The 24028-nt window shown below is 72.4% G+C and carries 31 protein-coding genes; 21 read left to right on the forward strand and 10 right to left on the reverse strand.

Going from position 1 to position 24028, the window contains the following annotated elements; all coding sequences use genetic code 11:
* The first annotated feature begins 28 nt into the window (after positions 1-28).
* From ADY59_RS06225 to ADY59_RS06240, 4 genes are all read left to right on the forward strand, one after another.
* The gene (locus tag ADY59_RS06225) at positions 29-469 is read left to right on the forward strand and encodes a YybH family protein (RefSeq protein ID WP_049558806.1); all 441 of its coding nucleotides are present in this window, start codon (positions 29-31) and stop codon (positions 467-469) included.
* A 95-nt stretch (positions 470-564) separates the two neighbouring features.
* Complete coding sequence (locus tag ADY59_RS06230; protein WP_156325330.1) at positions 565-1365, forward strand: hypothetical protein; 801 nt, start codon at positions 565-567, stop codon at positions 1363-1365.
* Positions 1362-2516 (forward strand): sensor histidine kinase, encoded by a 1155-nt coding sequence (locus ADY59_RS06235; protein ID WP_049558810.1) that lies wholly within the window; start codon positions 1362-1364, stop codon positions 2514-2516. The genes ADY59_RS06230 and ADY59_RS06235 overlap by 4 nt, the downstream gene beginning before the upstream one ends.
* The gene (locus ADY59_RS06240) at positions 2513-3166 is read left to right on the forward strand and encodes a response regulator (protein WP_049558813.1); all 654 of its coding nucleotides are present in this window, start codon (positions 2513-2515) and stop codon (positions 3164-3166) included. Before ADY59_RS06235 ends, ADY59_RS06240 begins: the two co-directional genes overlap by 4 nt.
* A gap of 6 nt (positions 3167-3172) precedes the next feature.
* On the opposite strand, the gene ADY59_RS06245 is transcribed toward ADY59_RS06240, so the two are convergent.
* Positions 3173-4009: an alpha/beta fold hydrolase gene (locus ADY59_RS06245; RefSeq protein WP_049558988.1), complete on the reverse strand. Its 837-nt coding sequence runs from the start codon at positions 4007-4009 to the stop codon at positions 3173-3175.
* A 57-nt stretch (positions 4010-4066) separates the two neighbouring features.
* Between ADY59_RS06245 and ADY59_RS06250 the strand changes: the two genes are divergently transcribed.
* The gene (locus ADY59_RS06250; protein ID WP_197093469.1) at positions 4067-4519 is read left to right on the forward strand and encodes a MarR family transcriptional regulator; all 453 of its coding nucleotides are present in this window, start codon (positions 4067-4069) and stop codon (positions 4517-4519) included.
* Between the two features lie 47 nt (positions 4520-4566).
* Entirely contained in the window at positions 4567-4743 is a 177-nt protein-coding gene (locus ADY59_RS48445; RefSeq protein ID WP_082309899.1) for an SDR family oxidoreductase, read from the forward strand.
* A gap of 16 nt (positions 4744-4759) precedes the next feature.
* On the opposite strand, the gene ADY59_RS06255 is transcribed toward ADY59_RS48445, so the two are convergent.
* A complete protein-coding gene (locus ADY59_RS06255; RefSeq protein WP_197093470.1) occupies positions 4760-5665 on the reverse strand; it encodes an alpha/beta fold hydrolase in 906 nt (301 codons plus the stop codon).
* Between the two features lie 149 nt (positions 5666-5814).
* Between ADY59_RS06255 and ADY59_RS06260 the strand changes: the two genes are divergently transcribed.
* Together ADY59_RS06260 and ADY59_RS06265 are read left to right on the forward strand one after the other, a co-directional pair.
* On the forward strand, positions 5815-6969 hold the full coding sequence (locus ADY59_RS06260) for a sensor histidine kinase (RefSeq protein ID WP_049558815.1): 1155 nt from the start codon (positions 5815-5817) through the stop codon (positions 6967-6969).
* Positions 6966-7625 carry a response regulator gene (locus tag ADY59_RS06265; protein ID WP_049558817.1) on the forward strand — a complete coding sequence of 220 codons (660 nt, stop codon included), beginning with the start codon at positions 6966-6968 and terminating at the stop codon, positions 7623-7625. Before ADY59_RS06260 ends, ADY59_RS06265 begins: the two co-directional genes overlap by 4 nt.
* A gap of 19 nt (positions 7626-7644) precedes the next feature.
* On the opposite strand, the gene ADY59_RS06270 is transcribed toward ADY59_RS06265, so the two are convergent.
* Positions 7645-8811: an FAD-dependent monooxygenase gene (locus ADY59_RS06270; RefSeq protein ID WP_049558820.1), complete on the reverse strand. Its 1167-nt coding sequence runs from the start codon at positions 8809-8811 to the stop codon at positions 7645-7647.
* Complete coding sequence (locus tag ADY59_RS06275) at positions 8808-9404, reverse strand: TetR/AcrR family transcriptional regulator (protein ID WP_049558821.1); 597 nt, start codon at positions 9402-9404, stop codon at positions 8808-8810. Before ADY59_RS06275 ends, ADY59_RS06270 begins: the two co-directional genes overlap by 4 nt.
* Before the next feature lie 79 nt (positions 9405-9483).
* Between ADY59_RS06275 and ADY59_RS06280 the strand changes: the two genes are divergently transcribed.
* Positions 9484-10851 carry an FG-GAP repeat domain-containing protein gene (locus ADY59_RS06280; RefSeq protein WP_049558824.1) on the forward strand — a complete coding sequence of 456 codons (1368 nt, stop codon included), beginning with the start codon at positions 9484-9486 and terminating at the stop codon, positions 10849-10851.
* Here the strand turns inward: ADY59_RS06280 and ADY59_RS06285 are convergent.
* Positions 10827-11312, reverse strand: coding sequence for a flavin reductase family protein (locus ADY59_RS06285; protein ID WP_156325331.1), 486 nt, complete (start codon positions 11310-11312; stop codon positions 10827-10829). The genes ADY59_RS06280 and ADY59_RS06285 overlap by 25 nt on opposite strands.
* Positions 11309-12274 (reverse strand): LLM class oxidoreductase, encoded by a 966-nt coding sequence (locus ADY59_RS06290; RefSeq protein WP_049558829.1) that lies wholly within the window; start codon positions 12272-12274, stop codon positions 11309-11311. Before ADY59_RS06290 ends, ADY59_RS06285 begins: the two co-directional genes overlap by 4 nt.
* A gap of 80 nt (positions 12275-12354) precedes the next feature.
* Here ADY59_RS06290 and ADY59_RS06295 point away from each other — a divergent pair, with 80 nt between their 5' ends.
* Positions 12355-12942: a TetR/AcrR family transcriptional regulator gene (locus tag ADY59_RS06295; RefSeq protein ID WP_049558832.1), complete on the forward strand. Its 588-nt coding sequence runs from the start codon at positions 12355-12357 to the stop codon at positions 12940-12942.
* Positions 12943-13007: 65 nt separating this feature from the next.
* Entirely contained in the window at positions 13008-13571 is a 564-nt protein-coding gene (locus tag ADY59_RS06300; RefSeq protein ID WP_049558835.1) for a hypothetical protein, read from the forward strand.
* Between the two features lie 47 nt (positions 13572-13618).
* Here ADY59_RS06300 and ADY59_RS06305 read toward each other — a convergent pair whose 3' ends face one another.
* The 4 genes from ADY59_RS06305 to ADY59_RS06320 are packed head-to-tail and all read right to left on the reverse strand — an operon-like array spanning position 13619 to position 15450.
* Positions 13619-14260, reverse strand: a complete 642-nt coding sequence (locus ADY59_RS06305; protein ID WP_049558836.1) for a DsbA family oxidoreductase — start codon at positions 14258-14260, stop codon at positions 13619-13621.
* A 12-nt stretch (positions 14261-14272) separates the two neighbouring features.
* Positions 14273-14749 carry a nucleoside deaminase gene (locus ADY59_RS06310; protein ID WP_049558839.1) on the reverse strand — a complete coding sequence of 159 codons (477 nt, stop codon included), beginning with the start codon at positions 14747-14749 and terminating at the stop codon, positions 14273-14275.
* A gap of 6 nt (positions 14750-14755) precedes the next feature.
* Positions 14756-15076: a DMT family transporter gene (locus ADY59_RS06315; RefSeq protein ID WP_049558841.1), complete on the reverse strand. Its 321-nt coding sequence runs from the start codon at positions 15074-15076 to the stop codon at positions 14756-14758.
* Positions 15077-15105: 29 nt separating this feature from the next.
* Positions 15106-15450 carry a DMT family transporter gene (locus ADY59_RS06320; protein WP_049558843.1) on the reverse strand — a complete coding sequence of 115 codons (345 nt, stop codon included), beginning with the start codon at positions 15448-15450 and terminating at the stop codon, positions 15106-15108.
* 99 nt (positions 15451-15549) lie between these two features.
* Here ADY59_RS06320 and ADY59_RS06325 point away from each other — a divergent pair, with 99 nt between their 5' ends.
* The 10 genes from ADY59_RS06325 (at position 15550) to ADY59_RS06370 (ending at position 23866) form a co-directional block, all read left to right on the forward strand.
* A complete protein-coding gene (locus tag ADY59_RS06325; protein WP_049558846.1) occupies positions 15550-16017 on the forward strand; it encodes a MarR family winged helix-turn-helix transcriptional regulator in 468 nt (155 codons plus the stop codon).
* Between the two features lie 161 nt (positions 16018-16178).
* Positions 16179-16658: a GyrI-like domain-containing protein gene (locus tag ADY59_RS06330; protein WP_156325332.1), complete on the forward strand. Its 480-nt coding sequence runs from the start codon at positions 16179-16181 to the stop codon at positions 16656-16658.
* Positions 16642-17346 (forward strand): DNA alkylation repair protein, encoded by a 705-nt coding sequence (locus ADY59_RS06335; protein WP_053174491.1) that lies wholly within the window; start codon positions 16642-16644, stop codon positions 17344-17346. Before ADY59_RS06330 ends, ADY59_RS06335 begins: the two co-directional genes overlap by 17 nt.
* Positions 17347-17457: 111 nt before the next feature.
* Positions 17458-18801: a hypothetical protein gene (locus ADY59_RS06340; RefSeq protein WP_156325333.1), complete on the forward strand. Its 1344-nt coding sequence runs from the start codon at positions 17458-17460 to the stop codon at positions 18799-18801.
* Entirely contained in the window at positions 18798-19187 is a 390-nt protein-coding gene (locus tag ADY59_RS06345; protein WP_049558851.1) for a hypothetical protein, read from the forward strand. Before ADY59_RS06340 ends, ADY59_RS06345 begins: the two co-directional genes overlap by 4 nt.
* An 11-nt stretch (positions 19188-19198) precedes the next feature.
* Positions 19199-20287, forward strand: coding sequence for a hypothetical protein (locus ADY59_RS06350; protein ID WP_049558852.1), 1089 nt, complete (start codon positions 19199-19201; stop codon positions 20285-20287).
* On the forward strand, positions 20284-20862 hold the full coding sequence (locus ADY59_RS06355) for a hypothetical protein (protein ID WP_063780574.1): 579 nt from the start codon (positions 20284-20286) through the stop codon (positions 20860-20862). The genes ADY59_RS06350 and ADY59_RS06355 overlap by 4 nt, the downstream gene beginning before the upstream one ends.
* Positions 20775-21953 carry a sensor histidine kinase gene (locus ADY59_RS06360; RefSeq protein WP_049558857.1) on the forward strand — a complete coding sequence of 393 codons (1179 nt, stop codon included), beginning with the start codon at positions 20775-20777 and terminating at the stop codon, positions 21951-21953. The genes ADY59_RS06355 and ADY59_RS06360 overlap by 88 nt, the downstream gene beginning before the upstream one ends.
* Positions 21950-22609 (forward strand): response regulator, encoded by a 660-nt coding sequence (locus ADY59_RS06365; RefSeq protein ID WP_049558858.1) that lies wholly within the window; start codon positions 21950-21952, stop codon positions 22607-22609. The genes ADY59_RS06360 and ADY59_RS06365 overlap by 4 nt, the downstream gene beginning before the upstream one ends.
* 360 nt (positions 22610-22969) lie before the next feature.
* Positions 22970-23866 (forward strand): sulfotransferase domain-containing protein, encoded by an 897-nt coding sequence (locus ADY59_RS06370; protein ID WP_049558860.1) that lies wholly within the window; start codon positions 22970-22972, stop codon positions 23864-23866.
* Positions 23867-24028: the final 162 nt, after the last annotated feature.

The raw sequence follows: 24028 nt of genomic DNA on the forward strand, positions 1-24028 counted from the left end.
GATTCCACGCAAGGAAGGCTGGGAAGCGATGTCCGTGCGACGCGAGGTGGCCGAGGCCGAGATCCGGCAGCAGCTCGGCAAGGTCGTCGAAGGGATCCGGGCCAAGGATCTCGAAGGTCTGAAGCGGCTTTACGCGACCGACGTGGTGTCCTTCGACATCGATCCGCCGCTGCAGCATGTGGGGGTCGAGGCGAAACTGAAGAACTGGACGAACGCGTTCACGTTCTTCGAGGACCTGGCCTATGAGGTTCGCGACCTGACGATCACCGCGGGCGACGACGTGGCGTTCGGGCACTGCTTCGGCCGGCTCAGCGGCACGCTGAAGAACGGCACGGCGACGAGCGGCATGTGGGTCCGGGCCACCTTCTGCTTCCGGAAGGTCGACGGCGACTGGCTGATCGCGCACGACCAGGCCTCCGTGCCGCTCGACATGTCCAGCGGCAAGGGAGTGACCGACCTCCAGCCCTGACGCGGCCCGCCGATCTGTCAATACCTCTCGCGTCTTGTCGTCGGTGGACCTGGTGCGGACGCGGTCCGCCGGGCCGGGGCGGCATCGTCGCAGGCATGAGAGTTTCCGGACTACAGGTGGCCGCGACGGCCGTGTCGCTGCTGACCCTCGGCGTGGCCGTGGCCACGTCGGGGCTGCCCGCGCCGTCCTACACGGCCGGCTTCGCCCCGCATGCGGTGACGGCCGCCGCCGCGCTGGTGGGGGCGATCTTCGCGCTGTTCCCGAAGGCGGCGCCGCTCGGGTGGCCGGCCGCCGTGCTGCTGCTCTGGTCGGCCGGGGGGCTGGTGCTGGACGCGTTCCGGGCGTTCTTCGCGGTCACCGGCATCCCCGCGGGCGACTTCGCGCGGGTCGACTGGCCGGGGATGGCTGGCCGGGCGCTCGCGCTGGCGGCCACGGCTCTCGTGGGCGCGCTCCTGCTGCGGCGTGCCCGGGTGCCCCGCGGGCCGTGGCTCGGATATACCGCCTTCGCGCTGGGATTCGTCTATCCGGCCGCCAAGCTCTACTGGTCGTTCGGCGGCGCGTTCCTGCGCCCGGCGGTGTACGAGGAGGGATTCCCGTACGGTGAGTTGATCATGCTGGCCGTCGGGGCGGCCGGGTCGCTGGCCCTGGTGCAGAGGTGGGGGCGCCGGCTGCCGCGCGGGCTGGTGGTGGCCGGTGGTTGGACGGGAGCCGCCATGTTGGCCACTATGGGGAGTATGTCCGTATTTGGCACGCTTGCGCAGCTCCTGGGGGTGACTGACGGCCCGGTTCCGCTCGGTGACGTCCCGGCGGTCATCACGGTCTCCGTGGTCTACGGGAGCTGGCTGCTGTTCGGGCTCGCCGTGGGTGGGGCCACGCTGGCCTTCCAGCGGAGATGAGCCAGGCCCGCAGGTTCGACGTGGCCGTCGCGTTCGTGCTCGGACTGCCCGTGTTCCTGCTGTCCGCCGTCGTGGCCGTGCTGTCGGTGCCGGGCTCGCGGGCGATCATCCTGGTGGCGGCGTGCCTGGTGGCGCACGTGGCGTTCGCCTTCCGCCGGGAGCTCTGGGCGTTCGCCGTGATCGCCGGGGCGATGGCCGTCCAGGCGGCGGTCACCGGGCTCTTCATGGTGCTGCCGACGGTGGCGCTCTTCCCGCTCGTGCTGTATTCCCGCACCGCGTACGGAAGGCCGTACCCGCCGCTGGTCGTGGGGGCGGCCGGGGCGGCGCTGGCGGCGGCCAGGTTCGCCACCGACGGGAGCGTCGCCGCCGCCAGCCTCGGGCCGGGCCCGTGGATGCTGCTCGGCCTGCTGCTGGCCGTCGTGGTGGCGGCGTGGGGGCTCGGCCTGCACCGCAGGAGCCAGCTCGGCTACGTCGAACTGCTCAAGGAGCAGGCCAGGATGTCGGCCGCGCAGGCCACACTGGCGGAGCGGGCCAGGATCGCCCGCGAGATGCACGACGTCGTGGCGCACGCGCTGGCCGTCATCGTCGCCCAGGCCAGAGCGGGACGGGTGGTCCCGGAACGCGCCCCCGAGGTGCTGGCCACCGTGGAGGAGACCGGGCGGCAGGCGCTCACCGAGATGCGCGGCCTGGTCGGTGTCCTGCGCGCCGAACCGGCCGCGCTGCGGCCGCAGCCCGGCCTCGGCGACCTGCCCGGCCTGCTCGAACGTACGCGCGCGGCCGGGCTGGAGGTCACCATGGCCACCTCCGGCCAGGCCCGGCGGATCGGCCCGGGAGCGGAACTGGCGCTCTACCGGGTGGTCCAGGAGGCGCTGACCAACACGCTCAAGCACGGCGGCGGCGCGGCGAGCTCGACGGTGGAGCTGTCGTGGGGCTCCGGCGCGCTGGAGGTGACAGTCACGGACGACGGCCGGGCGCCCGCGCGAGCCCCGGACGCGGCCCCGGGGCACGGGCTGGCCGGGATGCGCGAGAGGATGTCGGCCGTCGGCGGCACCGTGTCCGCCCGGGTCGCGGGGGAGCGGGGTTTCGTGGTGACGGTCCGGCTGCCGTACCGGGAGGGCACACTGGAGGGCACACTGGAGGGCACACCGTGACGATCAGGGTGTTCGTGGTCGACGACCAGGATCTAGTACGCACCGGTACGAGCATGGTCATCGACGCGCAGGACGACATGGAGGTCGTCGGTGAGGCGCGCGACGGAGTCGACGCCCTGGCGGGGCTGGCTCGCGTCACCGCCGACGTCGTGCTCATGGACGTGCGGATGCCGCGCCTCGACGGGGTCGAGGCCACCCGCCGCCTGCTGGCCGGCGGCGGGCCGAAGGTCATCGTGCTGACCACGTTCGACCTGGACGAGTACGCGTTCGCCGCGCTCCGGGCCGGCGCCTCGGGGTTCCTGCTCAAGGACGCGCCGGCCGACGAACTCGTGGCCGCGGTGCGGACCGTGCACGCGGGCGACGCGGTCATCGCCCCGTCGACGACCCGGCGGCTGCTCGACCACGTCGCCCCCACCCTGCCGCGCCCCGCGAACCCGGCCGTCGAGCTCACCGAGCGCGAGCGGGAGGTCCTGCGGCACATCGCGCTGGGCGAGACGAACGCCGAGATCGCCGGTGCCCTGTACATGGCTGAGGGGACGGTCAAGACCCACGTCGGCCGCATCCTGGCCAAGCTGCGGCTCCGCGACCGCGTCCAGGCGGTCATCTGGGCGTACGAGCACGGCTACGCCAGGGCGGCGGACGGGCGCTGACCCTCGTCACGGCGCGGCGGCGAGCTGCCCGCGGAGTTGGTCGGCATAGGCGCGGGGGTGGGTGGTGTTGCCGTTGTGGCCGCCGGGGAACTCGACGGGCTCCGTGCCCAGCAGCCCGGCCAGCTCCTGGGCGCAGCGGTAGTCGAAGACGGTTCGCGGTGTGGTGCGGCCTACGGCGGGCACGATCCGCGTCGGGGTGCCCGCCAGTTCGGTGACCGGCAGGTCGTCGTCGATGACGGCGGTGAAGTCGTGCTCGATGAAGAAGCCGAAGTTGGCGATCCTGGACGGGGTCATGGGCTGCGGGGTCAGGCCGGGTTCGGCCTGGGAGCCGGCCGGGTCGATGCCCAGCACCCCGGCGATGGCCTTGAGCGCCGGTGCCAGCCCCTCACGGCGATACAGCCGCTGGATCTCGGCCAGCTCCGCCTCGTGGTGCGCGCGTCCGGCCGCCGGCAGCAGGCGGGGCGCGACCGGCTCGTGGGCGACGAGGACGCCGAGCTGCCCCGGGTGCCGGACGGCCACGTGCAGGCCGATGACCGCGCCCAGGCTGCAGCCGAGCATCAGGGCGGGCTCGTCGGTGAGCGCGGCGAGCAGGCGGTGGACGTCGTCGCCGTGCTCGGCCATCCGCACGCCGCGAGCGGGGTCGTCCAGCGTGCTGCGGGACAGGCCGCGCCGGTCGTAGGTGACGACGGTGTAGTCGTCGGTGAGCCGGCCGACCAGGTCGGCGCTGCGCCCGGCGTCGCCCTCGCCGCTCTGGGAGATCAGCAGCACGGGGCCACGGCCGCGTACTTCGTAGTGGAGGGTGGCGCCGGGAACGGCCAGCCGGCCTGTCGTCGTGGTGGTCATGGGCACGACCATAATCCATCAATTCTGATACATCAAATGAGATGTATTATGAGCCACATGAATGGAATCGACCTGTTCCTGCTCGGGCGCACGCTGATGAAAATCGGCGAGGACACGCTGCCCACCGAGGGGCTGGGGGAGCAGCCGGGCAGTGTCCGCACGGTGCTGATCGTGGTCAGCGACGTGCGCGAGCACCCGGACAGCGCGATCAGCGAGATCGTGACGCGTACCGGCCTGCCGCAGAGCGCCGTGTCGGCGGCGGTGGCCCGGCTCCGCGAGGCCGGCGCCGTCAGCACCGAACCGGACGCGCGCGACCGCCGCCGCCTCCGCGTCCGGCCCGCCCCGGAGATCTCCGGCCGGGTCGAACAGGTCCGCTCGGCCTCGATCGACGCCGCCCTGGCCAAGGCCCTCGGCACCGGCGACCCGCACCGCGTCGCCGAGGTCGTCTCACTCCTGGAGGAACTGGGGAGGCACCTGTCCCCTCAGGCCGTCACCCGCCTGCGCGACTGATCGGGCCCACCAGCCGGTGATGCAGGGTCTTGCGCTGCCCGACCGGCATGGTCGACGTCTGGGAGGCCGTCTCACCCGGGATCGTCGAGCAGCTCACCGCGCGTACCTCTCTGCGGCGCGCGGTCACGCCCGGGGAGATCGCCGAGACCGCCGCGTGGCTGCTCAGCGAGCGTTCCTCCTACGTGACCGGGGTGGTGCTGCGGGTGGACGGCGGCCTCGGCTGAGCCCGGCGAACGGCCGTCAGCGCTCACCCGCGGCCTGCGAGGCGACGCGCCGGATGGCCTGGACGGCCACATCGGGCTGGTCGACGTAGATGTAGTGCCCGCTCTTCTCGGCCGTGCTCAGCTTGCTGCTGCCGGACACCGCCAGCCACTTGCGCTGGCCGGCGGTCCACGCCTGCTCCAGGCGCGGCCCGTACGTGGGGACGGCGGCCAGGTACGGCTGCCCGTGCTTGATCACCTCGACCGGGATGTCCCCGGCGGAACGCACCTTCCCGTCGGTGATGACGAGCTTCTCCGGGTTCTCGCCCCGGAAGATCGCGACGTTCTGGGCGAGCAGCTCGGCCGCCGGGCCCGTGGCCGACTTGGGGATCGTCTTCGTGATGTCCTCGACCATCGTGGGCGGCGTGGCGTCCATCAGGACCAGCCCCTTGACCCTGTCCTGATGGGCGGGGGCGTACCTGGCGGCGATCAGGCCGCCCAGCGAGTGACCGGCCAGGACGACCGGGTTGTCACCGGCGACCCGGTCGAGCACCCCGGTCAGGATCTTCCCGGTGCTGGAGAAGCTCTGCGGGCCCTCCGGCTGGTCACTCGCGCCCGAGCCGAGCCGGTCGTAGGAGCAGACCCGGTTCTTCTCGCCCAGCGTCTTCTGCAGGGCGGCCAGCTTGTCCAGCCCGTCACCCGCGCCGTGCAGCAGGACGACGACCGGCTCGCCTTCCGCCACGTCCCCCGAACAGGACACGTTCACCGACCGGCCCGCGACCTCGATCTTCTGGGGTCCGGAGATCGGGGCGGCCTCGGCCTTCCGCGTGGCGGGGGCGAGCGGGTCCCAGTTGTCCATCGAGTCGCTGTCGCAGCCGGCGAGGCCCGCGCCGGCCACGGTGATGCACAGTGCGGCCACGACGGTTGCCTTGAGCCTGCGGGGCAAGAGGTCCTCCAGTGAGAGATTCGACGCCGGGTCGGCCACGCGGCGTGGCCATGCCGAAACGCTAGGGAATCGGCGGTTCCGGAATCATCACCGCACGGAGGACAATCGGCTGTAGCTCGCACGGGGGACACGACCGCTAAGATCGCCCGATGAGCGATCTCCGCCGGGTCCAGGACCTGTGGCGGCGGTGCGACGTCACGGTACGTGATCTTCCGTTAGCGCTGCTGCTGACCGTCGCCTCGCTCCTGCCGGCGTTCCAGGGCAACGGGACCGAGATGGGCGGCCTGCCGACCCGGCCCTACGACGTGCTGGCCGTCGCTGTGGTGGCCCTCGAATGCCTCCCCCTCGCCGTACGCCGGCGGTGGCCGGCCCTCTGCCTCGTCCTGGTGTCGCTCGGCTTCGCCCTCGACCAGTTCTTCGCGTATCACGCGCTGGCGGGCACCGCCCTGCCGATCGCGCTCATCAGCGCCGGTGCCCACCTGGAACGCCGCCGGCGCCTCACCGCGATCCTCATGTCCGCCGCGTACCTGCCGTTCCTCTTCGTGCTCGACCGGCTCGGCTCGAACGAGGTGCCGGCCGACCTCGCGGTGTTCTACCTCGCGCTGGTGCTCGCCTGGGGCATCGGGGCCTGGCTGCGCTCCACCCGGGCCGCCGAGGCCGAACGCCGCCGCCACGTCGCCGAGGCCACCCGCGCCGCCGAACGCACCCGCATCGCCCGCGAGTTGCACGACGTCGTCACCCATCACGTGACGGCGATGGTCGTGCAGGCCGAGGCGGCACGCTACCTGACGGCCTCGCCCGATCGCCTCGACGCGACCTTGAGCGCGGTCACCGACACCGGCCGGCGAGCCATCGGCGACCTGCGGCACCTGCTCGACCTGCTCAAGGCCGACCACGACAGCGACGCCACGACCCCGTCCGCCGGCGACCTGCGCACGCTCGTGGAGCAGACGCGCCGCACCGGGCAGCCACTGGAGTTCACCGAGGAGGGCGAGCCCGCGGAGCCGGTGGGCAGCGCCGAGTTCGTGGCCTACCGGGTCGTGCAGGAAGCCCTGACGAATGCCCTCAAGTACGCCCATGGCAGTCGCACCGAGGTCCGTGTGCGCCATGGCGACAAGGAGATCAGCGTGGCGGTCAGCACCGATGGTTCCGGCTCGCGGACCCGCTCCGCCGGTGGGAGCGGGCGGGGCCTGGCCGGGCTCCGCGAGCGGGTCGACGCCCTGGGCGGTGAGTTCAGCGCCGACCCGCAGGCGGACGGCGGCTTCGTGGTACGGGCCCGCATCCCCGCGGGGAGCCCGTCATGAGCGCCCCGGTCAGAGTCCTGGTCTGCGACGATCAGGCGCTGATCCGCACCGGATTCTCCACGATCATCGACGCGCAGCCCGACCTGGAGGTGGTGGGGGAGTGCGGCGACGGCCGCGCCGCGGTCGAGCTCGCCCGTGAACTGCGCCCCGACCTCGTCGTGATGGACGTGCGGATGCCGGTGCTCGACGGCATCGAGGCGACCCGCCTGCTGGCCGGCGCCGGGGTCGCGGATCCCGTCAAGGTGCTCGTGGTGACGACGTTCAACCTCGACGAGTACGTGTACGAGGCGCTGCGCGCCGGGGCGAGCGGGTTCCTGCTCAAGGACGCCCCGCCGGCGCAGCTGCTGCACGGCATCCGCACCGTCGCCACCGGCGCCGCGCTGCTGGCCCCCGAGGTGACGCGGCGACTCGTCGGCAGGTACGCGGCGCGCATCCGGCCCGCCGACGACACGCCGGCCGACCCCGCGCTGACCCCCCGCGAGCTGGAGGTGCTGCGCCTCCTCGCCGACGGCCGGTCCAACAGCGAGATCGCCGCGACGCTGGTGATCAGCCAGGAGACCGTGAAGACGTACGTGTCGCGCATCCTCACCAAGCTCGACCTGCGTGACCGCGTGCAGGCGGTGGTCTACGCCTACCGCCGCGGCCTGGTGACCTGACACGCGCCGCTCTCGATGGTCAGCCGGCCGGGGGCAGGATGCTTCCCGCACCGAACTGCCGGCGCAGGACGGGCGCGAACGCGTGGCGGGTGATGACCCGGTTGGCCACGTTCTGGGCGGTCAGACCGGCCCGGGTGGCGGGCAGCAGCATCCGGGCGAACAGGAGCGCATTGCGCTGGCGGCGCCGCACTTCGGGACGCATCCGCGCCTGGTAGCGGGCGAACGCCCGCTCGTGCCCGGGCTCCGCCGCCAGCGCTTCGGCCAGCGTGTACGCCCCGGCCATCGCCATGGACACGCCCTGAGCCGACACCATGGTCATGCAGCCGCAGGCGTCTCCGACCAGGGCCACCCGGCCGCGATGCCAGGCGGGCATCACGACCTGGGACATCGCGTCCATGAAGATGGACTCCCCGGCGGGGGCGTCGGCCAGCAGCGACGGGGTGAGCCAGCCCGCGCCGTCGAACAACGTCCGCAGCAGTCCCGGGCGCCGGTCGCGCGGGACGCTCGCGCCACGCGGCGAGCGGAACAGCAGCAGGGTGACCAGCCGGCCGGGCTCGCCGCCGGGGTAGACGACGACCTGGCGCCCGGGCTCGGTGTAGTGGGCTCGCACGCGGCCCCAGCCGTAGCGGTCGGTCACCGGGTAGGAGGCCAGGTGGCAGCCGAGATGGCGGACGAACCGCGGCTCCGGGCCGAACACGAGCTCCCGCGTCCGCGAATGGACGCCGTCGGCCCCCACGAGCAGATCGAAGCGTTCGCTGCCACCGCCGGTGAAGCCGACCTCCACAGCCGCGCCGGTGTCGCGGACCTCGGCGATGCTGTCCGCGAAGCGGAGCTCCACCTGGCCGGCGACGGCGTCGAGCAGGGCGCCCTCCAGCGTGGTGTGCATCAGCGGCAGGTGTGGCCCCTGGATGACCCGCTCCAGCAGCGCCGCCGTCAGCCGGGCCGCGGGGCGGCCGGAGGCGTCGACGAACTCGACCGAGTCGATCGGCAGCCGGTGCGGCGTCAGCCGGTCGAGGAGACCCATGCGGGAGGCCACGTCGTGGCCGGTGCCGAAGAAGTCGACCCCGTAACCGCCCAGGCGGCCGTGCGGCGCGCGTTCCACCACCACCGGCTCGATGCCGCGGCGCCGCAGCCAGTACGCCAGCGTGAGCCCCGCGATGCCGGCGCCGCTGATGAGGACCCTCACGTCCCCTCCCCCGGCAGGAGACGCTCCGTCACGGCCAGGGCCTCGTCCACGGGCAGCTCGCCATCGATCATGTGGTGCAGCATCAGCCCGTCGATCGCGGCGACGATCAACGTGGCGATCCCGATCGACTCGGCCGGCGACCAGCCGGGGTGCAGCAGGCCGAGGCGGTCGGCGATCTGCCGCCGGGCCCGGCGGAGCTCGTCGCGCAGCACGGCCCCCAGGGCTGGGTCGCGGGTCGCTCCGGTGATCAGCTCCGCGGCCAGCCGGGACGCCGGCTCGTCTCCGGGGGTGCGCGGCAGCAGGGTCCGGACGGTGGCCAGCGCGGCCCGTTCGTCGCCGGCGCCGAGCAGCTGCTCGACCAGCGGGTTGACGAGCTGATCGGTGGCCCGCCGGAAGATCGCCGCGTGCAGGCCGGGCAGGCCGCCGAAGTGGTAGTGGATCAGGCCGGGATTGGTGCCTGCGCGCTCGGCCACGGCCCGCGCGGTGACGCCGGGCCACCCTTGCTCGCTCAGGAGAGCGATGCCGGCCTCCATCAGCTGGTCGCGGCGCCGGTCACCGCGAGGCGAATTTGGTCGCTCGGCCAAGTTGGTCATACGGCCAACTTAGCACCCGCCCTGCCATGCCTCGACACAGTGGGAATTCCGGCCCGGCGATGGGGCATAGTGATGGGCCATGGCGAGAAAGCTCGGCCTCGTGCTCGTGTCGCTGGCGCTCACCGGCTGCTCCGCCTCCGGCCCGGCCGCCTCCCCTCCCGCCACGTCACCGCCCGTACCGTCGGCGTCCGTCACGTCGCCGCCCGCCACGCCAGCGCCTGTGCCGTCCGACGTGCCTCCGCCGGTCGCGGTCACCCCGGCCGTTTCGCCGCCCTCGCCGCCTCGGTGCGACGGTGAGGCGGAGCCCGGCGATCTGAACGGCGACGGGTATGCCGACCTCGCCTTCATCTGGAGGGGTGAGAAGGGCGAGCCGCTGGAGCGGAGTCAGCTCGTGGTGGTGCACGGATCGGCGCGCGGGCCCGACCCGTCCACGGCGCACGTCGCCGGTGCGGGCAGCATGTCCGGCGAGGTGGTCCCGCAGCTCGCGGATCTCGACGGCGACGGTTGCGCCGACGTCGTCATTCCGGACGGCACGCTGTCGATCTTCTGGAGCGGCCGGGGCCGGGCGACCGTTCTGCCGTACGGTCACAACTCCGGCGTGGCCGACCTCGACGGGGACGACGCGATCGACATCCTGACGGTCAGGTCGCCCGACGACGGGAGCACGGCCGGCTCCCGGCTCGTTCTCCTGCACGGTCCCTTCACCAGGTCCGGCGAACCGGCCCGCGAGACGAGCCGGCCGCTTCCCGAAGGCGAATGGCCCGGCCGGATGGTCACCGATCGGCACGGGTCCGGCGCCGTGCTGTACGGGCCCGACGACGGTGAGCAGGCGCCCGCCTGGCTCCTGACCGGCGACGAGTTCCGTGAAGTGGGCAGGGGGAGCTCGGCCGTGTTCGGCGACTTCGACGGCGACGGACGCCGCGACGTGGCGATCGGCGACAGCGGGGCGCGCAACAACGAGCCCGGCTACGAGACGGAGGCCCCGTCGGTCGAGAGCATCACCCGCGTCTTCTACGGCCGTGACCGCGAACCGCAGGTGCTCACCGGTGTCCGGGGCAGCCTGGCCGCCGGTGACCTGAACGGCGACGGCCTGGACGACCTCGTCTCCGGCGAGGTCGTCGGCAAGACCGCCCGGATCACCGGCAAGGCGGAGATCCTCACCGGCTCCCCCGAGGGCCTGCGCCGCCCCGGCGTGTTCGCCACCCACCAGGGACCCGACCGGACTCCCGCCGGCAAGCGCCTCAAGGAGTGGCAGCGCGGCGCCGTGCAGACCTGGTCGATCGCCGACCACGACGGCGACGGCAAGGACGAGCTGCTCCGCGTCTGGCGCGGCGGCCTCGACCTCGCCCGCTTCTGGCGGCTCGACGCCGAGGGCGTGACCCGGCAGGTCTTCGACCTGGAAGCCATGGCCGGCCGGGGCAGTCAGGGCCCGGCGAGCCGGTGGTAGGCGCGTCCGGCGTACACCAGCGGTTCCCCGGTGGCGCGCAGGTGGTGCACCTCCTCGACGCTGCCGAGGAAGAGCGTGTGGTCGGCGGCGGGCACGGTCCCGGTGACCGTGCAGTCCATCGCGGCCAGCGCGCCGGCCAGGACCGCGTTGCCGGAACGGGGGGAGGGCGACCATCCCACGCCGGTGAACTCGCTCTCCCCGACGGGACGCTCCCCGGCGAAGTGCGCCGCCAGGGTGCTCTGGCCGGTGGCGAGCAGGTTGGCGGTGAAGCTCCGGTTCTCCATGATGAGCTGGTGGGTACGGCTGCGCCGGCTCAGGGACACCAGGAGCGTCGGCGGTTCCAGCGACACGGACAGGAGGCTGCTGATCGTGACGCCGTGCGGTCCCGTGGCGGACCGGGTGGTGACGACGGCGACGCCGGTGGGCCACTGCCGCATCACGGCCCGCATCCGGGTGCTCACCACGCGGCTGCCTGGGGCGCGGCGGTCCCCAGGGCCGGGAAGTGGGGCAGCACCTCCTCGCCGAGCTGGGCGATGACCTCGCCGGCGGGCCGCCTGCCGTGCTGCACCCCCAGGGCGCCGTGGTTGACGCCGGCGTCCTGCCAGCGTCCGAGAAGTTCCAGCAGGCCCTGGGTCCCGGTACGCAGGACGAAGCCGCCGCGCAGCGGGGTGGGCGGGTGCAGCGGATCTTCGGCCAGGTCGATCCATTCGTTGGTGGCCACCGGCTTGAACGCGCCCGAGGGGATCAGGCCGCGCCAGGCCGCCGCCTTCTTGCCCAGCGCGATCGGGCCGTCAGCCGTCGCGGTGGCGCCCGGGTAGATCAGCCACCCGTCGGCGTGCTCGGCGATCCACTCCAGAGGCTGCTGGGACGAGCCCGTCACCAGCAGCGGGATGTGCCCGTGCACCGGTTTGGGAAGCAGCTCCACGCCGGACGCGGAGGGCCGGAGCAGGTCGCGGAAGGAGTCCACCGCGTCCCTGTATCGCCGGCCGCGGCCGTCGAAGTCGACACCGTAGGCGGGGAACTCGCTGGGCCGGTCGCCGGACGCGGCCCCGAGCACCAGGCGGCCTCCGGAGAGATGATCGATGGAGGCGGCCTGTTTGGCCAGGTCGATGGGATGCCGCAGGCTGAAGATCACGCTGCCCGTGGCCAGGGTGATCCGCGAGGTGTGCGCGGCCAGCCAGGTCAGCGCGGACCAGGGGTCGTACACCTGCCCGACGTCCCCGAAACTCGTGTCCGCCAGCGGGATGTCCCTGACCCATACGGCGGCGAAGCCCGCCCGTTCGGCCTCCTGGACCAGCGCGCTCTGCCCGCGCAACGCCGCCATGTCGCCGGTATAGGGCCACAACGGCAGGAACAGCCCGACCGTCAGCCGGCCGTGCGCGAACATGCGGTCGAAGCCGACGTGGGCAGTTCGGTCACTCATGACGACCCTCTCTGGTTGGAACGTTCGATCCAGAGCATAGCCCGACTGGATCGAACGTTCCAACCAGGTAGGGTGAAGTCATGGACTCCCGGGACACGCGCACGCGGATCGTGCGGGCCGCCGCCGAGCTGTTGCAGCGGCAGGGCTACGAGGGCGCCTCCGTCAAGCCCATCGCGAAGGCGGCCGGCGCCTCGGTCAGCTCGGTGTACCACTTCTTCCCCGGCGGCAAGCAGGAGCTCGCGGTCGAGGCCCTGCGCCACGGCGCCGCCGAGTACGCCGACCTGCTGAGCGAGGGCATGGCCGCCAGCCCCGATCCGGCCGAAGGCGTCGCCGCCTGCGCCCACCTGATGGTGGCCTCGCTGAAGACCTCGTCCTGGGTCGACGGCTGCCCGGTGGCCGTCACGGCACTGGAGACCGTGGGGCGCGTGCCCGGTATCCAGCAGGCGGCCGAGGAAGCCCTCGCGCAGTGGCAGCGGCTCGTCAGCACCGCGATCCAGCGCTCGGGAGTCCCCGCGGACACGGCGGACGAGCTGGCCAGCACCATCATCAGCACCCTGGAGGGCGCCGAGCTGCTCAGCCGGGTCCGGCAGGACGACCTGCCGCTCCGGCGCGCGGCCACCCACCTGTCCCAGCTCGTCCGCTTCGCCGTCGCCGAGCACGTCCCCTGAACGGGGGAGCCGATTCACCCGGGTAGGGGAGCTCCGGCCACCGATTCGGTAGAAGCATCGAACAGGTGAAGGCGCAGACGACAAGTCAGACGGTGATCGCCAAGGGCACCGAGAGGCCCGTTCCACTCTGGGCGGAGAGGTTCGCCCACCTCGTTCCGCTGATCGCTCTGCCGGTGTGCCTGTGGCGGCTCCCCATCGGATTCGGATTCATGATGGGGACGGGCCTCCCGCCCATGGATCTGCCGCTGTGGTTGTCCCTCTCCTATGTCGGCGTGCTCAGCGTGCTATCCGAATTGTTCGCGCTGGCATGCTTCGCCCTGGTGCGCCCGTGGGGTGAGGTCGTACCCGGATGGGTGCCGGTGTTCGGCGGCAGGCGTGTTCCGCCGTACCTGGTGATCGCGCCCGCCGCTGTCGGCGGTCTTGTCATCACCGGGGTGCTGGTCACCTGGGTCCTCACCACGTTCGAGATCGCCGGATTCGGGCGCGACCGGTTCGACAATCTGTGGTGGGAGATCCTGGCGGTGTCGACCAGCGGACTCTTCACCCTGTGCGGCCCCATGGTGCTGGCCCTGACCTACGCCTACCACCGGCGCCGCGCTGCTGACGCCGGTCGCCGTGGCGCTCCGTGAACGCCAGCGTCGGCCGGCTGATCAGGTTCGTCATGCCGTAAGGCCGGTCAGCATCCCTCGATCGAGCAGGCCGGGGCCGGGGCAGGGTGGTCGGCCTGCCCGGCCTCGGCCCTGTCGATGGCCTCGCTCAGGGCGTCCGGCCGGGGCATGCCCTCGATCCTGTGATCCTCGACGAGGATCGTGGGTACGGCGGTGACGCGGTGCGCGGCGGCCTCGGCCAGCGCCTCCCGGTGGGCCCGCGCGTACCGGCCGCTCTCCAGCGCGGCGCGGTACGCGGCGGCGGGCAGGCCGAGCTCGCCGGCCAGCCCGTGCAGCACGTCGAGGTCGCCGATGTCGAGCCCGTCCTGGAAGAAGGCCCGCAGCATGCGGTCGTTGTAGGCGTCGGCCAGGTCGTGCTCCTTGGCGAACTGGTAGCCCTCGAAGGCCAGACGCGTGTACGGCTGCGGCGAGACGTCCGGCAGCCGGAGGTCCACGCCCATGCGCGCGGCCATCGGGTACACCACCCGCGACCAGATGCCGCGCAGGTAGTCGCCTTCCGGGCGCAGCGTCGGGGCGGGCTCGGGCCGCAGCTCGAACGGCATCCACTCGACCTCGACGTCACGGCCGGCGGTGGCCTCGGCGAGCGGCTGCTTGGCCAGCAGGCAGAACGGGCAGACGTAGTCGGACCAGACCTTGATGCGTACAGTCATGACGAGTTCCTCTCAGCGGCGGGCGAGCCAGGCGCGGAACGGCTCCTGCGCGCCTTCGACGGGCAGGTGCAGGGGGGACAGCCGCCACTGCTCGACGGGGACGGCGAACAGGTCGTAGGCGGAGGCGTAGTCGAAGCCGGCGGCCGAGGCGGCGTGCCGGTCGGCGGCGAAGACGATCCGGCCGACGCCGGACCACAGGGCGGTCACGTAGCAGAGCGGGCAGGGCTCTCCCGAGGCGAGCAGCGTGGCGCCGGCGACGGCGTGGGGCCCGTGCGCGCGGGCCGCCTCGCGCAGGGCGACGATCTCGGCGTGGGCGGTCGGGTCGCGGTGTGCCCTGACCCGGTTGACGCCCGAGCCGAGCACGGTCCCCGTGTCGTCCACGACGAGCCCGGCGAACGGGATGCCGCCGGCGTGTACCTCGGCGGTGGCCAGGGCGACGGTCCGGGTCAGGAGGTCGGCGAGCCAGGCGGGCTCGGTGGTGTTCCGCATCGTGGATCAGATCCCGGCGGCGATCTTGAGGAGGGCGACCCCGCCGATGATCGCGGCGAACGAGCCGAGCTTGGCAGGAGTGATCTTCTCCTTGTAGACGAGGGCGCCGAGGATGACGGTGCCGATGGAGCCCACGCCGGTCCAGATGGTGTAGCCGACGCCGACGTCCAGCGTCTTGAGCGCCAGGCTCAGGGTGAAGATGCCGCCGGCGGCCGACAACAGTGTGAAGACCGACGGCCAGAGCCTGGTGAAGCCCTTGGTGGCGTTGGTGCCGAGGGCGAAGCCGATCTCGAAGACGATCGCGATGGAGAGGTAGATCCAGGCCATGATGACGTTCCTTCGGGTAGTGGTGGTGGTCAGGCGGCGGACGGCGTGCCCGCGGACGCGCGGTCGGAGAGCTTGAGCCCGAGCACGCCGCCGATGATCAGGACGAAGGCCAGCGCCTTCCAGAGGTTGATCTCCTCACCGAAGATCAGCGTGCCGAGCACGACCGTGCCGACAGATCCGATGCCGGTCCAGATGGTGTAGCCGACGCCGACGTCCAGCGTCTTGAGCGCGAGGCTCAGGAAGAAGATCCCGGTGGCCGCCGCGCCCGCCGTGAGCAACGACGGCCACAGCTGGGTGAAGCCCTCGGTGGCGTTGGTGGCCAGAGCGAAGATCACTTCGAACACGGCTGCGATGAGCAGGTAGATCCAGGCCATCAGGCGCTCCTATTTGTATGTACGTGCAAGTAGTGATGGAAGGATGTTGCATGTACATGTATGCTTCTGTCAAGCCGGTCTCAAGGACGAAGAGGTTCCATGGCTCCCACCGCACCCGCCCCGCCCGCGTCCGACCTCGCCGCCGCCTGGCAGCAGGTTCTCCTGCTGCACGCCCACGTCGAGAACAAACTCGCCGCCGCGCTGCAACGAAAGCACGGCATCGGCCTGTCGGAGTTCCGCGCCCTCGGCCACCTCGCCGCCTCCCCCACCGGCGAGTTGCGCATGCAGGAACTGGCCGACAAGGTCGGGCTCAACCAGAGCTCGGTCACCCGCCTGGTGGCACGGCTGAACGCCGCCGACTTCGCCTACCGCGATCTGTGCCCCGACGACAAGCGCGGCGTCTACACCGTCATCACCGAGACGGGCCGGACCAGGCACGCCGAGGCGAGCCGGAGCTACGACGAGACGCTGGCGGCCGCCCTGGAGGAAGCGGGACGGGCCGACCCCCAACTCGCCACGGCCCTCGCGATGCTGGTCACCGGACGCCGGACGGCCGAACATGGATAACTCACAAGAATTCCATGAACGGCGCACTGCACGGCAATCATGAGGTGGCGCCATACTCCCGAGGCGGAACCCGGAAAGGAGCCGGGGTTCACCGAGCCGACCGCCGCGTTGCGCCTGGCACGGCTCGTCGTCGTCCGCTCGCCCCGCGAGCCGTCATCAGAGTGCGACGCACCACGGGCCTGACAGCGCTGCGGACCCATTCCGGTGAGCACGGGCCTGAGCACGGCCTGAGCCCGGCCGGGCCGCCGTACGTGCGCTATCACACCTCCGGCGAGACCGACTCGGACGTCGAGATCGGCGTTCCCGTGCAGGGCGCGGCCGAAGACGGCGGAGAGGTCGCCGCCGGCGAACTTCCGGGCGGGCCTGCCGCCGCCTACTGGCATGCCGGCGCACATGACCGGCTGGGCGACGCGTACAGCCGGCTCCGGGCGGCGGTCCCGGACCAGCCTCTCGGCCACAGCCTGGCCAGTACCGCGGGCGAGGCGTTCACCTCCGGGCTCAGTGTCATCGCGGCGGTGTGCGCGGTAGCGTTCGCCGGGACAGCGGTGCTCTCGCCGGCGGCCCTGCGGCACATCAAGCCGTTCGGGACCCCCGCCACCCCGGAGAAGGGAGAAGAACCGGGACATGACCTCCACCAGTGACGCATTCACCGAGCGGCTGATGGCCTTGCCCGTGCCGGAGACGCGCGCGTACCGCTCCTCCGGGCCCGGCGTCGTGCTGGGCATCCGCATGCGGGACGTCTTCGCGCTGGCCAAGGAGTTCATCGACCTGGAGCCGAGCGAGATCGTCAAGCTGCTCGGCAGCGACGTGCACGAGATCAGGGTGGGCGCGTGCAGCGTCATGGACAAGCAGGCCCGCCGCAAGCGCACCCCGGACGCGCACCGCGCGCGGTTGTACGACCTCTACCTCGGCCACCACGACCGCATCAACACCTGGGACCTGGTGGACCTGGCCGCGCCGTACGTCGTGGGAGGCCACCTGTTCGGCCGGTCCCGCGCCGTGCTCTACGAGCTGGCCCGCTCGGCCCACTGGTGGGAACGGCGCACCGCCATCGTCGCGACCTCCTACTTCATCCGGCAGGACGATCTCGCCGACACCTTCGGCATCGCCGACGTCCTGGTGGATGATCCGGCCGACCTGGTGCAGAAGGCCTATGGCGGCTGGATCCGTGAGGCGGGCAAGCGGGATCGGGCGCTGTTGCTGGCCTTCCTGGATCGGCACGCCGCCACCATGCCCCGCACCGCCCTGCGCTACGCCGTCGAACATCTCGACGGCGGTCTCAGGGCGCACTACATGGGCCTGGCGAGACACGCTCCCGAAAGCGACTGAAGTAACGGGCACGGCTCAGGTGCCGGGACGAGGCCGGTAGTTCCGAGGAACTAGGCAGGTCAGTGCCGTCGGCCGATGTGGCGGAGGCGGCCCGGATCCTACGCTCGGGCCGTGATCAACCGTCTGACCTCGGTCCTGCTCGCCCTCGTGGCCGTGCTCGCCTGGGCGTCCCCCGCGGCCGCGCACGGCCTGGACGCCGAGGCCGATGTGCGTTTCGCGCAGACGATCGGCGGCATGGAGCTCACCGTCGTGGTGCGGGCGAGCATCCGGGTGCCGGCTCCGCTGCAGGTGGACGTGGTCGCGCACGACCCGGGGAAGGGCGGGCCGGTCGAGCTGGCCGTCCGGTCCGTCGAGGACGGCGGCTCGTCCACCGCCTCGGTGCGGATCGAGGCCGGGCGGCCCGGCATGTACCCGGCCGTCCTGCGCGCCGGGCAGGTGGGACCGCACGAGCTGGAGGTGCGGGCGGGCGGTGAACGGTCGGTGCTGCCGTTCAACCTGCTGGTGCCGCGCACGCCGCGGTGGGAGGTCGTCGTGTACGCGGCCTTCGCGTGCGGGGCGGTGGCGCTGCTCGGCGCACTGGCGAGTGCGGCGCTCCGGCGCAGGGGCACGGCGGCCGGGTTCGCGGGGACGTTCGCGGTGGCGATCGTCGTGGCGTTCACCACCGGAGCGCTCTCGCCCTGGATCGCGCCGGAGGAGGCGCCGGCTCCCGAGACGCTCACCCGGCCGAACGCGCAGCCGCTGGTGGAGGTGTCTCCGGAGCGACCCCCCATCCGGTCGGACTACCGGCTGCGGGTGACGTTGTTCGACGGCTCCACCGGGGCCCCGGCGGACGACCTGGTCGAGCACCACGCCGCACTGGCGCACCTCGTGGTGACCGGCGACGACGGCCGCTTCTTCCGGCACGTGCACCCGATCAGGACCGCGCCGGGCGTGTACGAGGTGCGGCTGCGCGCGGAGCGGCCGGGGCGGCACCTCGTGTATGTCGAGTTCGAACGCACCGGTGCGGGCGGCCAACTCGTATCGGGCGCGTTCACCGTGCCCGGCCCGGACGAGCGTGATCCGGGGGAGAGCCCGGTGACCGTCACCACCGGTGCCGTGCCGGTGATCGAGCCCGCGCGACCCGTCGCCGGACGGCCCGTCCGCCTCACGCTCGACACCGGCGCCACCGCCCTGCGGCCCTGGCTCGGCATGGCCGGCCATCTGATCCTGCGCAGCCGGGACGGCGGCTACCTGGGCCACGTCCACGAGGCCCGTTCCATGGCCGATGCCACCGCCGACGCCACCGCCGCCCGGGCGCCGGACGAGTCGGTCGCCCGTTACGGGCCACGGCTGGAGTTCGTCTTCAGCTTCCCCCGGCCGGGCCGCTATCTGGTCTGGATCCAGTACGCCCAGGACTACCGGATCGTCACCGTGCCTCACGTCGTCGAGGTCGCCGAGGAAGGGAGCGGCCGATGAGGCGCCGCTGGTACATCGTCCCGCCTGTGCTGCTGATCGTGGCCGGGATCGTCTGGCTCGTCCGAGGGGGTCCCGCTCCCGCCCCGGCCGAGCTGCGTGGCCGGGGTCCCCACCACGCCGTCGTGGTGCGCCTCGAACCCCGTACCGGCCCCCTCGAAGCGCGTGTCGAGCTCCGACCGGCTTCCCCGGCGAAGGTCTCGATCTTCGCGGTCATGCCGCACATGGGGCACACCACACCCGAGATCCCCGCCCGGCCCGACGGGCCCGGGCGCTATGTGGCCGGCGGCGAGCTGTTCACCATGACGGGCCCATGGGAGATCGGCATCCGCGTCCAGGGCGCCTCGGGCACCGAGGTCATCAAAGTCAACGCATTAGTCGCAGAGTAGGAGAAACTCCCATGTCATCCGAACTTCCGCACATACCCCGCCGGGAGGTCACCGGCGCCTGGGTCCTGCTCCTCGGCTACGCCACGCTGCTGACCGGCATGGTCTGGGACGGGCAGTGGCACGGCGACGTCGGCCCCGACGACTTCTGGACCGCCCCCCACCTGCTCCTCTACGCCGGCACCGGCATCATCGGGATCACCTGCCTGACCGTGGTGCTGCTGTCCACCTGGGCGCGCGGCGCCGCCACCAGTACGCCCTCCGTGACGGTGTGGCGTACGTTCCGGGCGCCGTGGCCGTTCCTGGTGGGCGGGCTGGGCGCTTCGGGCAACCTCCTGTACGCGGGCTCCGACCTGTGGTGGCACGAGGTCTACGGCTTCGACATCGCCGCCGGGGCCACCCCGTCGCATTTCGGGCTCGGGCTGTCCATCCAGGTCGAGATCTTCGCCATGATCATGGCGTTCGCCGTGCTGAGGCGTACCCGGGCCGAGCGATGGGGCCTGGCCCTGGCCATCGGCCTGGCCACCCTCGGCTCGACGTCGGCCTTCGGCATGGTGTCCGAGATGATCTTCGAATGGCTGCCCGGGGTGGCGCCGCGCGTCCTGGGCCTGGGCGCGGCGGCGGCGCTCATCCTGAGCCTGGTCATCGGCCTCACCCGTTCCTGGCACTGGCCCGCCGCGACAGGACTGACGTTCGTGCTCGTCCAAGGCGGGCTCTCACTGTTCGCCCCGGCCGCCACCCGATGGTACGCCGAGGCGATCGGCCAGCCGATGCGCGACTACGCCGCCAACATGCCACAGGCGCTGATCGGGTTCCCGGTCACCTATCCGCTCGTCGCGCTGCTGGCCGGGGGCATGACGGCGTGGGCGGTCCGGCGCGCGGTGAACCCGGTGCGGATCGCGGTGGCGGCCGGCGCGCTGGCCGGACTCAACACGGCGCTCTTCTACGGCGTGCTCGGCATCCTGGAGATGAACCTGGTGGTCACGCTGGTCGCGGCGACCGCCCTGGGCGCGGGGACGGGATGGCTGGGCTGGCAGTGCGCCGTCATGCTGCGCCGATTCAGCGAGCGCGGCCTCTCCGTCCCGCGGGCGGTGACGGCATGAGGCGCGTCCTGATGGCCCTGGCGGCGGCCCTGGCCGTGCTGACCGTCGCGGTACCGGCCGCCGCCGCCCCGCTCCCCGGCGAGATCGTGCACACCGAGACCGTCTCCATGAGCGACGGGGCACCGATCACCGTAGGGTTCACGGAGTGGCCGGTCCGCGCTCTGCAGTCCCTCGACTTCACCTTCGAGCCGGCGGGCGGCATCGACGGGCGCACCGGCCTGGTCACGACCGTGTCGCCCAGCGGCGACCGCAAGGGGCTGAAGGGCATCGTCCTGCAGCGCCGTGGCGATGCCATCGTGTTGCCGAGGCATCCCCGCGCGAAGCAGGTCTGGGGCCTGGACGTCGTCTCACTGCCGGAGGAGGGCACATGGCGGTTCGAGTTCGCCGTGGAGAGAGCGGGCGTGACCTCGACGGGCGTCCTTCCGGTCCAGGCGATCGTCCAGCCGGGGCCGCCGCTCGGGGTGAGCTGGACGATCGCGCTGCTGCCGTGGGCACCGGTGGCGGTGCTGGTGGCGGGCGGCTGGGTGCGCACGAGGACGATCCGGCGCGGCGCGAGACCAAGCTGGAGTGGCTGAGCGACGGCCTGCCCGCCCTGCTGCCGCCGCTGGCCGCCTGGCTGCTCGTGCCCGGTGCCGAGCCGCATGCGCAACTGGCGCTGGCCGGCGCGCAGTCGGCGGCGCTGATGTGGTCGCGCCGCTTCCCGCTCTCCGCGCTCGGGGTGAGCGTCGCCCTGGAGCTGACGCTGATCCTGGTCAAGATGCCCGTCCTGGTGGCGCCCCTGGTCGCCGCGTCCCGTCTCGGGGCGTGGGGCCGGGGCGGCCACCGGGTGCTCGGCATCGCGGCGGTGCTGGCGCTGCTGGGCATCGGGCTGCCGGTCACGCTGGTGTCACTCGGTGACCCACTGCGGGTGGTGGCCGTGTACGTGGTCGCGGCGGTGCTCGTCGTCGGGTTCTGGGTCATGGGACGGATGGACGGGCGCCGCCGTGACCGCATCCTCGAACTCCAGGCCCGCTCGCGGCGGCTGGAGGCCGAACGTGAGCTGGCCGGGCGACGCGCGGCGGAGCGCGAGCGCACCCTGCTGGCCAGGGAACTGCACGACATCCTCAACCACTCGGTCACCACCATGGTGGTCGACGCGGAGGCCGGCGCCGACACCCGTGACGACATGGAGGAGACGCTGCGGCGGGTCGCCCGCACCGGCCGGGAGTCCCTGGCCGAGCTGCGGCGGCTGCTCGGCGTGCTCAGGCAGGCGCCGCCCGGCCACGATCCGCTCGCCCCTCCTCCGCGGCTCGAACAGCTCGACGCCCTGGTGGCGGCCATCCCGCCGGGCGGGCCCCGGGCGACGCTGGCCCGCTCGGGCGACGTACGCCAGGTCGACACCAGCATCGAGCTGGCCGCCTACCGCGTCGTCCAGGAGGCGCTGACCAATGTCACCAAGCACGCCGGGCCCGTGGACGTACGGGTGTCGCTCGACTACACCGCCACCCGCCTGAGGGTCACGGTCGCCAACGCCGTCCCCGCCGAGGCCCCCGCGGGCGGGCCGAGCGGGGTGGGGCTGATCGGCATGCGCGAACGCGTCGGGCTCCTCGGCGGCACCGTCGAGGTGAGCGCGGGGCGCGAGACGTTCGAGGTGTGCGCGACGCTGCCGCTGCGGGAGGTGTCGTGACCGCCATCCGCGTCCTGGTCTGCGACGACGAACAGCTGCTTCGCGAGGCGCTGGTCCGCCTGGTCGGGGCGGCGGACGACCTGACGGTGGTGGCCGGCGTGGGTGACGGCGCCGCCGCCCTGGCCGCCGTCGCGGAGCACCGGCCGGACGTGGTGCTGATGGACATCCGGCTGCCCGGCATGGACGGCATCGAAGCCACCCGCCGCATCGCCGGCGGGCACAGCCGGGTGCTCATCCTCACGACGTACGACCTGGACAGCTACGTCTACGCCGGGTTGCAGGCCGGAGCCAGCGGCTTCCTGCTCAAGGACGCGCCGGGCGAGCGCATCCGCGACGGCATCAGGATCGTCGCCGCCGGCCAGTCGGTGCTGGCGCCTGAGGCGACGACCCGGATGATCGAGGCGTTGCAGCCCGCGCTGCCCACCGACGCCGACAGAGCCCTGCTGGCGGCGGCCGACCGGCTCACCGATCGCGAACGGCAGGTGTGCGAGCTGATCGCCGAGGGGTTGTCCAACGACGAGATCGCCCGCCGGCTCGTCATCAGCCGCTACACCGTGAAGGTGCACGTGTCGAGCATCCTGACCAAGCTGGGCCTGCCGGACCGGGTGCACGTGCTGCTGTCGTGGACCCGGCTGCGCGGCCTGCGCCTGCCGTAGGCGGCCGGCCCGTCCGGGCCCCCGGAGGCCGCCGGTCGTCGCGATCCTCGTGCCGCCCCGGGTTCGGCGGCAGCGGCCACCGCGATCCGCAGGAAGCGGCTCTGCGCCCAGAACCAGCCGGGCCGGTGCACGGCACGCAGCCTCGCGCGGAACCCGAAACGGCTGCGCGCCAGGAGTTCCACCTGTTCACCGTCCGGCGATACCCAGCTGCCCGGTGGCGGCGACGCGATTGCCCAGCGTGATTGGCGTCCAAGGTAGACGCGCCCGTAGCCGCCGTTCGGGTCGTGCGGTGAATCATCTGGGCCTCACGGGATCGGATCCGCTGCAAGGATGACGGCCGTGCGCCGGTACGAGACGAGTATGTACGACAGCACCCGCTGGGGCGGCTTCGAGCTCCGCCCCGGCGACATCATCATCAGCACCCCGCCCAAGTGCGGGACGACGTGGACGCAGATGATCTGCGCCCTGCTCGTACTGCAGGAACCGGAGCTCCCGCTCCCGTTGGACGTGCTCTCGCCGTGGATCGACATGGTGACTCGCGCCCGCACAGACGTGTTCGCGGACCTGGAAGCCCAGACGCACCGCCGGTTCATCAAGACCCACACGCCGCTCGACGGGATACCCAACGATCCGACAGTCACGTACATCTGCGTCGGGCGGGACCCGCGCGACGTGGGGCTGTCGATCGACCGCCATATCGACAACACCGACATCGGCGCGTTCCTCAACCAACGCGAACGGGCGGCCGCGATCGACGGCATCGAGCTCGGACCATTGCGGCCACTGCGGCCGCGCCCCGACGGCGAGCGGGACCGCTTCTGGCAGTGGGTCGACGACGAGACGCCATCGACGCAGGTCGGGTCGTCGCTGCGGCGCACTGTAGAGCACCTGCAGACGTTCCGGGACGCCGCCGACGATCTCGACATCGTGTACTTGCACTACGACGACCTGAAGGCCGACCTGGAGGAGCGGATGCGGCAGCTGGCCGCGCGCCTCGGCATCGACGTCGACGAGCACCGATGGCCCCGCCTGGTCCAGGCGGCGACGTTCGAGTCGATGCGCAGCAGGGCCGACACGACCGTCCCCGCCGGCGGTCCGGAGCACTGGATCGATCCCGCCGCGTTCTTCAGCCGCGGCACGAGCGGCCAGTGGCGCGACCTCCTCGACGACGCCGACCTCGCCCGGTATGCCGCGCGCGTGCGGGCGCTCGCGTCCGACGATCTCGTCGAGTGGCTGCATCGCGAGCCGATCGACTGAGATCCCCGTCCGGCGGCGACCGCCACGAGAACCGCCACCGACAGCGCGGCTCCCAGGTACGCGGCCCCGCGTAACGCGGATCCCTCCACCACGATCGTTCCGCTCATCCTGGCATCGTCACATGCCGGCTCCTGAGCATTCAGGGAGATGCCCGCCTCGGCC

The organism is Nonomuraea sp. SBT364 (genome assembly GCF_001083785.1).
Classification (GTDB): domain Bacteria; phylum Actinomycetota; class Actinomycetes; order Streptosporangiales; family Streptosporangiaceae; genus Nonomuraea.

Coding starts and splice junctions, on each gene's coding strand:
- ADY59_RS06225 (WP_049558806.1), top strand. CDS start 29: ATGTCCGTGCGACGCGAGGTGGCCGAGGCCGAGATCCGGCAGCAGCTC.
- ADY59_RS06230 (WP_156325330.1), top strand. CDS start 565: ATGAGAGTTTCCGGACTACAGGTGGCCGCGACGGCCGTGTCGCTGCTG.
- ADY59_RS06235 (WP_049558810.1), top strand. CDS start 1,362: ATGAGCCAGGCCCGCAGGTTCGACGTGGCCGTCGCGTTCGTGCTCGGA.
- ADY59_RS06245 (WP_049558988.1), bottom strand. CDS start 4,009: ATGACCACCACGACGACAGGCCGGCTGGCCGTTCCCGGCGCCACCCTC.
- ADY59_RS06250 (WP_197093469.1), top strand. CDS start 4,067: ATGAATGGAATCGACCTGTTCCTGCTCGGGCGCACGCTGATGAAAATC.
- ADY59_RS48445 (WP_082309899.1), top strand. CDS start 4,567: ATGGTCGACGTCTGGGAGGCCGTCTCACCCGGGATCGTCGAGCAGCTC.
- ADY59_RS06260 (WP_049558815.1), top strand. CDS start 5,815: ATGAGCGATCTCCGCCGGGTCCAGGACCTGTGGCGGCGGTGCGACGTC.
- ADY59_RS06265 (WP_049558817.1), top strand. CDS start 6,966: ATGAGCGCCCCGGTCAGAGTCCTGGTCTGCGACGATCAGGCGCTGATC.
- ADY59_RS06275 (WP_049558821.1), bottom strand. CDS start 9,404: ATGACCAACTTGGCCGAGCGACCAAATTCGCCTCGCGGTGACCGGCGC.
- ADY59_RS06280 (WP_049558824.1), top strand. CDS start 9,484: ATGGCGAGAAAGCTCGGCCTCGTGCTCGTGTCGCTGGCGCTCACCGGC.
- ADY59_RS06290 (WP_049558829.1), bottom strand. CDS start 12,274: ATGAGTGACCGAACTGCCCACGTCGGCTTCGACCGCATGTTCGCGCAC.
- ADY59_RS06295 (WP_049558832.1), top strand. CDS start 12,355: ATGGACTCCCGGGACACGCGCACGCGGATCGTGCGGGCCGCCGCCGAG.
- ADY59_RS06305 (WP_049558836.1), bottom strand. CDS start 14,260: ATGACTGTACGCATCAAGGTCTGGTCCGACTACGTCTGCCCGTTCTGC.
- ADY59_RS06310 (WP_049558839.1), bottom strand. CDS start 14,749: ATGCGGAACACCACCGAGCCCGCCTGGCTCGCCGACCTCCTGACCCGG.
- ADY59_RS06315 (WP_049558841.1), bottom strand. CDS start 15,076: ATGGCCTGGATCTACCTCTCCATCGCGATCGTCTTCGAGATCGGCTTC.
- ADY59_RS06320 (WP_049558843.1), bottom strand. CDS start 15,450: ATGGCCTGGATCTACCTGCTCATCGCAGCCGTGTTCGAAGTGATCTTC.
- ADY59_RS06325 (WP_049558846.1), top strand. CDS start 15,550: ATGGCTCCCACCGCACCCGCCCCGCCCGCGTCCGACCTCGCCGCCGCC.
- ADY59_RS06335 (WP_053174491.1), top strand. CDS start 16,642: ATGACCTCCACCAGTGACGCATTCACCGAGCGGCTGATGGCCTTGCCC.
- ADY59_RS06345 (WP_049558851.1), top strand. CDS start 18,798: ATGAGGCGCCGCTGGTACATCGTCCCGCCTGTGCTGCTGATCGTGGCC.
- ADY59_RS06350 (WP_049558852.1), top strand. CDS start 19,199: ATGTCATCCGAACTTCCGCACATACCCCGCCGGGAGGTCACCGGCGCC.
- ADY59_RS06355 (WP_063780574.1), top strand. CDS start 20,284: ATGAGGCGCGTCCTGATGGCCCTGGCGGCGGCCCTGGCCGTGCTGACC.
- ADY59_RS06370 (WP_049558860.1), top strand. CDS start 22,970: ATGTACGACAGCACCCGCTGGGGCGGCTTCGAGCTCCGCCCCGGCGAC.